Source organism: Mesorhizobium sp. M1295, from assembly GCF_040318135.1.
Lineage (GTDB): Bacteria > Pseudomonadota > Alphaproteobacteria > Rhizobiales > Rhizobiaceae > Mesorhizobium.
Genome location: NZ_JAMYLU010000026.1, coordinates 49,041 through 60,582, shown reverse-complemented (window position 1 = coordinate 60,582; position 11,542 = coordinate 49,041). Strand labels below are relative to the sequence as shown.

At 60.7% G+C, this 11,542-nt stretch carries 9 protein-coding genes; 1 reads left to right on the top strand and 8 read right to left on the bottom strand.

The window, feature by feature from the left end; genetic code table 11:
- Positions 1-129 precede the first annotated feature (129 nt).
- The 3 genes from NKH29_RS27450 to NKH29_RS27440 all read right to left on the bottom strand — a co-directional run bounded on the left by NKH29_RS27450 (position 130) and on the right by NKH29_RS27440 (position 3,147).
- On the bottom strand, positions 130-1,515 hold the full coding sequence (locus NKH29_RS27450; protein ID WP_353001022.1) for a hypothetical protein: 1,386 nt from the start codon (positions 1,513-1,515) through the stop codon (positions 130-132).
- A 208-nt stretch (positions 1,516-1,723) separates the two neighbouring features.
- Positions 1,724-2,248 (bottom strand): GNAT family N-acetyltransferase, encoded by a 525-nt coding sequence (locus NKH29_RS27445; RefSeq protein ID WP_023716519.1) that lies wholly within the window; start codon positions 2,246-2,248, stop codon positions 1,724-1,726.
- Positions 2,249-2,322: 74 nt separating this feature from the next.
- A complete protein-coding gene (locus NKH29_RS27440) occupies positions 2,323-3,147 on the bottom strand; it encodes a hypothetical protein (RefSeq protein ID WP_352547379.1) in 825 nt (274 codons plus the stop codon).
- Between the two features lie 204 nt (positions 3,148-3,351).
- Between NKH29_RS27440 and NKH29_RS27435 the strand changes: the two genes are divergently transcribed.
- Positions 3,352-4,767 (top strand): adenylate/guanylate cyclase domain-containing protein, encoded by a 1,416-nt coding sequence (locus tag NKH29_RS27435; RefSeq protein ID WP_352493869.1) that lies wholly within the window; start codon positions 3,352-3,354, stop codon positions 4,765-4,767.
- Between the two features lie 37 nt (positions 4,768-4,804).
- On the opposite strand, the gene NKH29_RS27430 is transcribed toward NKH29_RS27435, so the two are convergent.
- The 5 genes from NKH29_RS27430 to NKH29_RS27410 form a co-directional block, all read right to left on the bottom strand.
- Positions 4,805-5,284, bottom strand: a complete 480-nt coding sequence (locus NKH29_RS27430) for a class I SAM-dependent methyltransferase (protein WP_352493870.1) — start codon at positions 5,282-5,284, stop codon at positions 4,805-4,807.
- A gap of 202 nt (positions 5,285-5,486) precedes the next feature.
- Positions 5,487-6,668 (bottom strand): ABC transporter permease, encoded by a 1,182-nt coding sequence (locus NKH29_RS27425; RefSeq protein WP_352482321.1) that lies wholly within the window; start codon positions 6,666-6,668, stop codon positions 5,487-5,489.
- Positions 6,665-7,663: an ABC transporter permease gene (locus NKH29_RS27420; RefSeq protein ID WP_353001021.1), complete on the bottom strand. Its 999-nt coding sequence runs from the start codon at positions 7,661-7,663 to the stop codon at positions 6,665-6,667. The genes NKH29_RS27425 and NKH29_RS27420 overlap by 4 nt, the downstream gene beginning before the upstream one ends.
- A 2-nt stretch (positions 7,664-7,665) precedes the next feature.
- On the bottom strand, positions 7,666-9,564 hold the full coding sequence (locus tag NKH29_RS27415; protein ID WP_023716524.1) for an ABC transporter substrate-binding protein: 1,899 nt from the start codon (positions 9,562-9,564) through the stop codon (positions 7,666-7,668).
- Positions 9,561-11,456, bottom strand: a complete 1,896-nt coding sequence (locus NKH29_RS27410; protein ID WP_352715995.1) for an ABC transporter ATP-binding protein — start codon at positions 11,454-11,456, stop codon at positions 9,561-9,563. Before NKH29_RS27410 ends, NKH29_RS27415 begins: the two co-directional genes overlap by 4 nt.
- Positions 11,457-11,542 lie beyond the last annotated feature (86 nt).

Sequence of the window (11,542 nt, the reverse complement as noted above, 5' to 3'; positions counted from 1 at the left end):
CGTCGAAATCCCAAAACGCATCAGCGTCAAGGAAAGCGGCCGGACCAGACGCCAGAGGCTCACCGATAGTCGCCGTCGCTTGCGGTTGCTCACCAGAAAATCAACCTGAAATAAGGCTTGAAGTGAGGCTCAGGTCGGCTTGATCTCTGCCCGGCCGATCTTGCGCCATCGGGCGTTTTCGCGAACCAGTTTCAGGTCGTCGGTCGTCTCGGCAAATGTCCACAAACGGTATTGTCGGAGCAGGTCCGGGAAGAGCGCCCCTTCCGGCAGGCCGGCAAGCTGCTCCCGGACCGAGATCTTTTCATCGATGACCCGCATGCCCCAGGCATTTTCCCGAACCTGCAGCTCAGCGGCCAGATCGCGCTCTTCCGGCGCGTTTTCGTCTAGCACGGCCAGAAGGATCGAGTGGAAAAGCGCTACATAGCCAATCTGTCTCAGGCCGCCCACGACCCGCACGCGCGGCAATATGGCAAGGACGAGGAACGTCAGGAACAAGTTCGGCAGCAGCACGCCGTCCAGCAGCCTCTGCTTGAGATGCAGCCGCTCGAACGGGATTAAAAGACCATGCGGCCTGTCAGGCTCGATCAGGTGCCCGTTCTCGAGGACGAGCTTGCGCACGCGCTCCTCGCGGATGCCCCAGAAATAGTCCGTGGCATTGGGCAGGAATCTGCCAAACGGGCTCGATGCGGCCTCTTGCAAGGCATGTTCGAGACGCTGGCGTCTTGCGGGTTCAATGAGCAGCCTGGAAAGAAGGCTGCCGTCATGTTCTAGATGCCGTGCCATGGCAGCCGCGGCGAGCCGATCATCGATGAAAACCGGCAGGGCCATGCCGGCACGATCCCAATTGGCGACCAGATCCTCGTTGAGGGCTGTCAGCGCATCGGCGGCGGTTCCAAACACCTTGTCCTGGCTGGCAAGCAGTGTGCCCAGCCAGCGGCTGGCATCCGTTTCATCGCCCACCGCCTCAAGCGCGCGCTTGTTGAGGGAAACGGGACCGGCCACGCAGGCGCTTTTGCGGCACAGTTTGTGGCGCCCGATGCCAAACAGGTTGACCTTGTCGTCGCCGACATCGAGCCATCCCGGCCCCTCCCGGCCAATTGTCTCCATGGTCATCGTCGTTCCCATGAAGCCGAAGAAGGCCGACAGCCCGTTTTCGACCGCGCCGAGCCAGGCAAGCAGGAGGGCATCGAAGGTGATCCGGTCCATCAGAAGCAGGCAGTGCAGGCCGGACTGAATCACCGGTCTGTACTCGAACTCGTCGAGGGTCTTGCCGATCTCGTCAGGCTGCATCATCACACCAAGGCGCTGATGCAAGACTTCGCGCAGGATCGATCGGGCAGCGATCGCCGGGGCCGATGCAGGCCTTGCCACCGGCCGCCACAGATGGCGGGCGTAATCGGAAACCGGTGCATTCCAGTTCTGCTCGATGTCGCGCACGACCTCCGGGCAGAGCAGCGACAGCACAGCCAGAATTTCCACCGGAGGCGTAGGCGTTGGGTCAAGGACGGCGGTCATTGGTCCCGTCTAGCCGCTTGCGGTGCAAACGCCAAGGGAGACCAGACTTGCTGGATGCGGCCGGCCCACACATAGATCGTCAACTCGATCAAGATGGTGTGAGCCGAAATGACCGTCTCCTACGGAGTTCTCCATAAGCAACCGCCTGTTCGCCGACTCGGCACGAATTGTTAGGTTGGCTAAACAGTTAAGGCCAAACCAGCGGATCTTAAAACCGCAGGCGGGCCATGCTCAGGAGGTCGTGGTACTGCCCGTCGGTAAAGCCGGCCTTCACATGCCGGCCTTCGACCTCAAAGCCGTGGCTTTTGTAGAGACGGAGGGCGGGTTCGTTGTCGGCATAGACGGTCAATTCGACCCGCTTCAGGGCGCGCCAGTTGTCGGCTACGTCAAGCAGCGCGCCAAGTATGGCGGAGCCGATACCTTTGCCGACAAAGGCATCGTCAAGGCCGATATTGATCTCGCCGATATGCGAACGGCGCGGCGAACCCTGCACGACCAGGCTGCCATGGCCGACGACCTTGCCGTCCAGCTCGGCAACGATCCAGGTGGTTTCCTGGCCGGACTTGGCGATACGCCGCGCCACCTGCTCCACCATCTCGAAAGGCATCCTGAGCGTGCCCCAGCGGAAGCCCGGCATGTTGAAGATAGCGCAAAGCGCCTCCGCATCGCTTGGCCGGACGGACCGGAGCTGCGGCTGGATTTTCTCGGAGGGTGGCGAGGTCGTGCTGGTCATGGCGTTCCCGGCGAAGGCAATCGGCCCGGTACGATGCACCGGACGTCACCTGAAAATCCAGCCGTCTCTGCAACCTATGATGCCGATTGCGAGCTAAAATACCGGGAGGCGGCGTAGAGTTTGAAGACGCCGCTGATGCCGATCCAGCCGAAAAGGACGAGCCAGCACAATGTCCCGGTCGCTGTCCAGTCGATCCGGTGCACCGCAGCGTCGGTGATGGCGACGCCGAGGATGGCAAGCAGGCCAACCAGAAACTGCGCCAAGCCGAGCACCAGCAGTTCCTCGCGCGGCGCGCTTCTCCAGACCAGATATATACCGCCCGCACCGGCGAGGAAGACGGCGCTGTAGACCTGAGCGTGGAAGGCATCGATCGGCCATGGCCAGATGCCACTGAATGTCAGGGGAAACAGCAACAGGCCGACGCCATAGAGCCCAAGGATCGCGGATTCCGCCGGCATGTAGCCGCGCCATGCGGGATTTAAGGTCACGCCTTTTGCAGAAGGACGGGCCCTGGCCCGCCACAGGAACAGCCCGGATACCGCGACCGAAGCAAGATAGACCAAAAACCACAGCCAGGGCGCTTTGCGCTCGAAGTTGAAATAACCGAGATTGATGAACGAAGCCACCGACACGATCACGGTGAAGATGAAGGCCATGACGAGCACGAGCCTGCCGGGCGACCAGCGATTCCAGACCAGCAGCGCCGCCATCACGACCATTTCGGCGGTGTAGAAGCCACCGAGGAAGCGCGCATTGAACGGCGTGACGGCCCAAGGCCAGCCCGGTTTGACCAGAACAGGCACGAAAAACAGGCCGGCGCCTACGATCAGGACGATGATGACCACCGCAGAGAAAAGGCGCAGGGCCGCGGGAAATGGCGGGTTGTTGGATGTCGGCATGGGAGAAAATCCCAAAGATGAATGCTCCATGGACCATCATAGTGCTGCTTGCGGCCGGTGAAAATCCGCCGAATGGAAATTGGACGGTCACCAGGCTTATCCATTCGAATGGCCGTACGATCTGTTTCGAAGTAAGATGGAGCACTCGGACCAAAGACCGGTCCGGTCAACCCGCCTCGGGGCGCATTTTCCGGAACCTGCACGATGAACGAAGCTCAGGATCTGTTCTCGCTTCTGCGACAATCGGCCGATGTCGATCCACAGGCGATCGACGCGATCAAGCGAACCATCGCGGAGGGCGAGGACCGAGAACTTTGCCGCATCAATGCGCCAGCCTTCGCCAGCAAGCATGGCCTCGACGAGGAGCGCGCCATAAGCGCCTTTCTCCATGCGGCGCGGGTGGGCATCTTCGACATTTCCTGGAATGTTCTGTGCCCCGGCTGTGGCGGCGTGCTCGACACCAACGCCACGCTGAAAACCCTGCAGAAGGACGAATACACCTGCGCGCTGTGCTCCGAGGGCTATTCGCCCACCCTCGACGAGATGGTCGAGGTGACATTCACCGTCAGTCCCCGCGTGCGCAGGATTGCCGCCCACAATCCACACGAATTGCCGGTGGCGGAATATTTCCGCCAGATCTACTGGGCGTCCGGCGTCGATCTGCCGGAAGAGGATTTCGCGGAAAAGATGGAAGCGTTCTCGCTGGAGGATATCGAGCTTGCGCCCGGTGAAAAGGCGGTTCTGCCCATACAGCTTCCGTCCGAATTCATCATCGTCTTCGAGCCGGTCACCCATTCAGCGCAGTTCATCGACGGGAAGGGCGAACCAACAAAGGAGCGCCGGAGCCTCTCTTTGGCCTTCGACCGCGACCATGTCCAGAACCAGACGCTGGAGATGCAACCCGGCCCGTTGCGCATTTCGCTGGAAAACAGGACCGACACCCGCGTGCTGCCGACGGTCTTCATAGCCGGCCAGGCATTGCATGATTTCCTGGGAAAACGCCGGCCCTTCCTGACCGCCAAGCGCCTGCTCACCAACCAGACATTCCGCGATCTCTATCGCACGGATACACTCGACATTAACCAGCGCCTGAAGATCACCAGCCTGACGTTCCTGTTCACCGACCTGCGCGGATCGACCGAGCTTTACGAGCGGGTGGGCGACCTTTCAGCCTTCGATCTCGTGCGCGTGCATTTCCAGGTTCTGCACGAGATCGTCGCAGCGGAGGCAGGCGCGGTAGTGAAGACGATCGGTGATGCGGTGATGGCGACCTTCGTGACGCCTGATCGTGCGATTGCTGCCGCCCTCAGGATGCGCGATGCCATGCGTACGCTCAACGACAAGAGCGGGCGCGAGGATCTGCTGCTCAAGATCGGAGTCCACGCCGGCCCCTGCATTGCTGTGTCTATGAACGACCGACAGGACTATTTCGGCCAGACGGTCAACATTGCTTCGCGGGTCCAGAACCTTGCCAACGCACAGGCGATCTTCGCCACTCGGGCGGTGGTCGACGACAATCTCACCGCCGATCTGTTGCACAGGAAGGCGCTGACGCCCGTGCCCCACGAGGTCTCGCTGCGCGGCATTGAGCGGGAGATAGCAGTATATACGATCCCCTGAAGGCTTGGCCCCTGAAGATTTGGATCGTCTCGGCCCCTCACACGCGCCTACAGATAAAATAACGATCGGCGGGCACCGAAGGCGGCGGCGGGAGGCGTTGCAACTGCGGATGATCTAACGGCATGCCGCTGACCGCGATGCCGCCGACGCGAAGCAGGCGCGCGGTCAGATCGGGAAGCCAGGTAAGGGTCACTGCATCGCGATCTTCATAGCCAGTGCCGATGTCGGCATGAACAAGAGCGGCGTCGATGCCAATGAACCTGCTCGCGGTCTCGCGTATTTCGCCGAGCACGAGATTTTCCGCTTCGGGAATTGAGCTGGCGTGTGCGGCAAGTGCGCGGTCGAACGCTACGATCCGGCGTCCGGGCAGGCGCTCGCGCAGATGGTGGAACGTCCGGCCATTGCCGAGGCCGAGCTCGAGCACAGGCCCCTCCATTTTCGCCACCTCGGCGCAGACATGATCGAGTATGTCGCGCTGTGCGGTCATCCTCCGGATGAAACTGTCGAGGCGACTCATGTGCGATTGTATGTCCTGAACCAGTCCACGAAATCAACTGCCCCCGACCAGAGCGTTTCGCGGCTGAAACCCGACGCCGACGTGTTAAACCCAGATCGAGTCTTGCCGAGGCGAACGATGAACATTGCAACAAGCGAACAGGCCGCTGACAAGGACCATACCGGGTCGAGTCGGCGGCACGGCGCGCGGCGGAATAGCGATCTCACTTGTAGGGGTCTGCGGCGTCCCGCAAGCCGTCGCCGAGGAAGTTGAACGCCAAGATGACGAGAATGACGGGGAGCATCGGCAAAAGCAGCCATGGATAGAACGCGATGACGCTGACGCTGCGCGCCTCGGTGAGCAGGATGCCCCAGCTGGTTATCGGCGCCCTCAGGCCGAGCCCGAGGAAGCTCAGCGCCGTCTCGCCCAGGATCATGCCGGGTATGGAGATCGTCGCCGTCGCGATCAGATGCGACATGAAGCCGGGAATGAGATGCCGCCCGATGATGCGGCTGCTTCTGGCGCCCATCAATTGCGCGGCCAGAACGTAATCCTCCTCGCGCAAGGCTAGAAGCTTTGAACGCACGGCCCGCGCCAGTCCGGTCCAGTCGAGCAGCCCGAGGATGACGGTGATGCCGAAATAGATCAGGATCGGACTCCAGGTTATCGGCATGATCGCCGCCAGTGCCAGCCATAGCGGAATGCTGGGGATCGATTGCAGAACTTCGATTATCCGTTGAACGATCAGGTCGAAGATACCGCCGTGATAGCCGGCCAGTCCGCCGATGACAATGCCGAGCAGGAAGCTGAAACTGATGCCGACGAGGCCGATTGTCAGTGAAATGCGTGCACCATAGATGATGCGCGAGAGCACATCGCGCCCCAGCCTGTCAGTGCCCGCCAGAAAGAGCTGGCCGTTTTCGGCAGGACAGACAAAATGCCTGTCACCTTCGATCAGGCCCCAGAACCGGTAACTGTCGCCCTTGCAGAAGAAACGGATCCGCTGAACATCATCCTGTTTCTCGATGTAGTTCCGCTTGAGCGTGTCCATATCCAGCGTCATCTGACGGCCATAGACGAACGGCCCGACGAGCTGGCCGTTGTGGAACAGGTGCACCCGCTGCGGCGGTGAATAGATGTAGTCCATGTTGCGCGTGTGCAGATTGTAGGGCGCCAGGAACTCGCAGATCAGTATCCCGAAATAAAGCGCCGCCAGGAATATGCCGGATATGACGGCAAGCCGGTGCTTCCGGAATTTCCACCACATCAGCCGCAACTGCGACGCCTGAAAGACCTTCGACTGCTCCGGCGTCATCACCTCGACCGACTGCAGGTCAAAGGGCGCGATGGAAACGTAGTGTTGCAGTGGGGCACCCGGAGCGGGCAGCGGCGATTGCGTGTTCATTTGGTGCTGCCGCCTTGCAAACGAATTCGCGGATCAAGTAGCGCCAGCGCCAGGTCGGAAATCAGGACGCCGATGACCGTCAGGAAGGCGAGGAACATCAGGAACGACCCTGCCAGATACATGTCCTGGCTTTGGAGCGCCTTGATCAGCATCGGCCCGGTCGTTTCCAAAGACAGCACGATCGCCGTGATTTCGGCGCCGGAGATGATGGCCGGCAGGATAGAGCCGATGTCTGAAATGAAGAAATTGAGCGCCATGCGCAGCGGATATTTGACCAGCGCCCTGAAGGGATGAAGGCCTTTGGCGCGCGCGGTCACGACATATTGCTTATGTAGCTCATCGAGCAGATTGGCGCGCAGCCGCCGGATCATACTTGCCGTGCCCCCGGTGCCGATGATCAAGACCGGGATCCAGAGATGGGCGAGGATCGACTTCGCCTTGGCCCAGCTCATCGGCTCGCCGAGATATTGCTGGTCCATGAGATGGCCGATGGACGTGCCGAACCAGATGTTGGCGAAATACATCAGGATCAGCGCCAGCATGAAGTTCGGAATGGCAAGGCCGAGAAGGCCGAACAAAGTCAGGCCGTAGTCGCCCCAGCTGTATTGATGCGTGGCGGAGTACATGCCGATCGGAAAGGCTATGAGCCAGGTAAAGATGATCGTGACCAAGGAAACCAGCACGGTCAGCCACATTCGGTCCCCGACGACGTCGCGAACCGGCAGCTCATATTCGAAGGAATAGCCGAAATCGCCGTGCAGCATCCCGCCGACCCAGTAGAAGTAGCGAATGACCGGTGGCTGGTCGAAACCATATTCCTTGCGCATCATCTCGATGCGATCGGAATCCACCGCTTCGCCCTGAGCCCGAAGCTCGGCAACATAGCTGTCGAAATAGTCGCCTGGTGGAAGTTCGATGATCGTGAACACCAGTGCCGATATGACCAGCAGCGTTGGAACCATCACGGCGATGCGCCAGACAAAATATCGAAGCACGCTCAGGACTCTCCAAGCCAGAATGTATCCGGCATGTAGACACCGAAATAGGCGGTCGGGTCGTAGCCGTAGAGCGCCTTGTCAGGCAGATTGCGCAGCCGCGAGGACGCCAGAATCGGCTGATGCGTTCCGTTCACCGTGCCGATCGAAAACACCTGATCGGTATAGATCGACAGCATTGAATTCCAGATTTCGGCGCGCTCCGTGGCTTCGGTCGATGCGTTCCAGCGCTTGAGTAAAGCCATCAACTCGACCACAGGCGGAAGATCGGGCGCTTCACCTACCTTGCCATGAGACAAGTAGTGAGCACCCCAGAGCGGCCATTGCAGCTGGTCGTCGACGGTGGGGGCCAGTTGGTACGGGTTCATGTCGGCGGTCGGTACGCCATTGTCGATGCCCGACCACATCGACATCACGATCTGGCCACCAAGCGCGCGGCTGCGGAAGATGTCGCGCTGCGAAGTCCGGATGAACAGGGCGATGCCGATCTTGCGCCAGTGATCGGTGATGAGCTCGAGCGCGTCGGTTTCCAGCGTGCTTTCGCCGGCCGTTTCCACTACGAGCTGCGCCGGGCGTCCGTCGGGAAGTATCCGCAGGCCGTCATCGTCACGCGCCTGAAGCCCGACCTCGTCGAGCAGGGCATTGGCCTGGTCGGGATCATGGGCGACCCAGGCTTTCGCGAATTCCGGCCGGTAGAGCGGGCTCTCCGGCAGGACCGTATCGGCACTTTCCTGCGCCAATCCGTAGAACACAGCCAAATTGATCTCGCGCCTGTCCACAGCGAGCGAAAGTGCGCGGCGCACTCGCACGTCACGAAAAAGGCCACGCCACACCTGGTCGGCACAATTCAGATTGGGCAGCAGCGCCAGCCGCGAACCCTGTGTGCGTTTCCAGAGATGCATCTTCACAGGGTAGCGCTTCTCCGCGTCTTTCAGGAAGGAGTAATCGCTGAAGTCAATTCCCATACATTGCAGGTCGCTCTCGCCCGCACCGGTCTTGGCGGAGATGATCGCCGACGAGCTGACATTCATGACGATCCGGTCAACATAGGGCAGTTGCCGGCCATTCTCGTCTATTCGATGAAAGAACGGGTTGCGCTCGAAGACGAATTGCTCGGCCGGCGGCTTGGTCCGGTTCTGCCAGGGATCGAGCGTCGGCAGTTCCGGGTTCTCCGGGCGATACTGCCGCGACATGCGGATATGCAGGAGCGTCCATTTCTGGGCCCGGTTCTCCTTCATTAGGCCGGCGAGCCGGAATGGATCCTGGTATTTCTTGTGGAACTGCTTGAGATAGGCGGCTGGCAGAACAAGCGATATCGGCGAAGCAGCGGCGAGCTTGGGCAGGAAGTCGGGATTGGGCGCATCCCAACTATAGCGGACCGTCGACGGATCGACGATCTCGAAGCGTGGCGGCTTGCCATCCGCCAGCAGGGCCGGGGCGAGCCCGCCTTGCGAAAGCTCATCGTTCAGCCAGACATCTTCCCAGCAATAGCGAAAATCCTCCGGCGTCAGCAGGCTACCGTCAGACCATTTATGTCCTTCCCGTATCTTGAAAGTGAAGACACGATCATCCGCTACATCGAAACTTTCGAGAATGTCGGCTTGCAAGTTAAGCTTTTCGTCATAGCCGACCAGGCGAGCGTACCCGTAGATCGTCATCATCCGGATATCTTTCTGGCTGCCGATGATCGTGCGCAGCGTGCCGCCATACTGGCCGGGCTGCCGACCCATCGCAGCGAGATTCAATGCGCGCGGGCGCTTGGGCAGGCGTTCGGCGAGGGCCGGCAGCGCCCTGGCCTTCAGCTGCGGCTGAAGAAATTCCGGCTCCAGATCGCCGGCGCGCAACGTGCCCGGCAGAAATGCCGAAGCCATGAGCCCAAGGACGGTGCGCCGGCTGATCAATGGCGTAGCTCGCTGACATCGGCCGAACGTCGGGCCAGCACGAGGTGGCCGCCGCCAAGATCGAGCGGCAACAGCATATCCTCGTCGCCCTCGTCGCGGAATTGCGGTCCCCATGCGCTGGTGTCGGAAGCGCCGCTGAGCTTCAGCGTCTTGAAATCCATCGGCCTGTCGAGATCGGGGAAAGGTACTGCGGCGACCAGTGAGCGCGTGTAGGGGTGGATAGGTTTCCTAAGCAGAATTTCGCGCGGCGCGAGCTCGACGATACGCCCGCCGCACATCACCGCGATGCGGTCTGCCATGTAGTCCACCACCGCCAGGTTGTGGGATATGAACAGGTAGGTCAGGCCCAGTTCCTTCTGCAGGTCCTTCAGAAGGTTCAGAATCTGCGCCTGGACAGAGACATCGAGTGCCGAAACCGGCTCGTCGCAGATCAGGAGTTCAGGTCCCAGCGCCAACGCGCGCGCGATGCCGATACGCTGACGCTGCCCGCCGGAGAAACTGTGCGGATAACGCTTTATGAAGCGCGGATCGAGCCCGATTGCCTGCATCAGGCTCTTGACCGTGGCGAGTCGGGACGCGGCATTGCCACGTTGATGGATTTCCAGCGGCTCGCTCAAGATGTTCTCCACCGTCATGCGAGGTGAAAGCGACGAAACCGGGTCCTGGAAGACCATCTGGATTTTCGCGCGCAGCAGGCGCAGGGCGTCTCCCTCGGCTTCCAAGACGTCGATCGGACCATCGCGGCCGTTGAAGATCACAGAGCCGCCGCTAGGGGTGACAGCCCGCATGAGGATCTTGCTGACCGTGGTTTTGCCGGAGCCGCTTTCGCCGACAAGACCCAGGCACTCACCCCGCCTGATATCGAAGCTCACGCCGTCCACGGCGCGAACAGGGGTTTGATGATCTCCGCCGAACCATCCGGACTTGCGGATCGTGAAGGTCTTTGTCAGATCGCTGACCGACAGCAGGATGTCGTCCGGCCCCTTCGATGCCAGCGCCGTCTGCTTGCCGAGCAGGTTCCCGACATTCACCGGCACCTCGCGGAGCGCCTTTAGCCTTTCGCCAGGCTTCAGGTCGAAATGCGGAACGGCTGCCATCAGGCCCTTCAGGTAAGGGTGACCTGGCCGGCGGAATATCGCCTCCACAGGTCCCGCTTCCATGATCTCGCCATGGTACATGACCACCACCTCGTCGGCGACATTGGCGACCACGCCAAGGTCGTGCGTGATCAGCAGCATCGCCATGTTCAGCTTCGTCTGAAGCTCGCGCAGCAATTGCAGGATTTGCGCCTGGATGGTGACGTCCAACGCCGTCGTCGGCTCGTCGGCGATCAACAGGGCGGGCCGGCAGATAAGCGCCATGGCGATCATTGCGCGTTGACGCAATCCTCCCGAAAGTTCAAAGGGATACATGTCATAGGCGCGCTTGGGGTTGGGAAAGCCGACAAGGCCGAGCATTTCCTTGGTCAGCGCCTTGCGCTCCACCCGAGCCATGGGCGTATGAATCTGCAGGGATTCGCTGACCTGATTGCCAATCGTGTGCAACGGCGACAGCGATGTCATCGGCTCCTGAAAGATCTTGCCGATGCGGCTGCCTCTCAACGCCCGGATTTCGGGTCCGTCACGCGGCATTTGCAGGATATCCTGCGTCGTGCCGGGCTTTTCAGGATCGGAAAACAGGATACGGCCGCGGACATGGGCTGTGTTCGGCAAAATGCCCATAACTGCCTGGCTGAGAACCGATTTTCCGGAACCGGACTCGCCCACAAGCGCGGTAACCTTGCCGGGCAGGACGCGAAGATTTGCACGCCTGACGGCATGCAACGGTCCCCCTATAATGGCAAAAGAGATGCCAACATCCTCGATCCGCAGCAGATCAACGCTCGAATTCATTCTCACACCAGCCCCACTCTGGCGGCCTGCCGGTCGGCAGGCCCAGAAAAGCGAGACTAGCGCATTGCCAGCCTAGAGCAACTTGG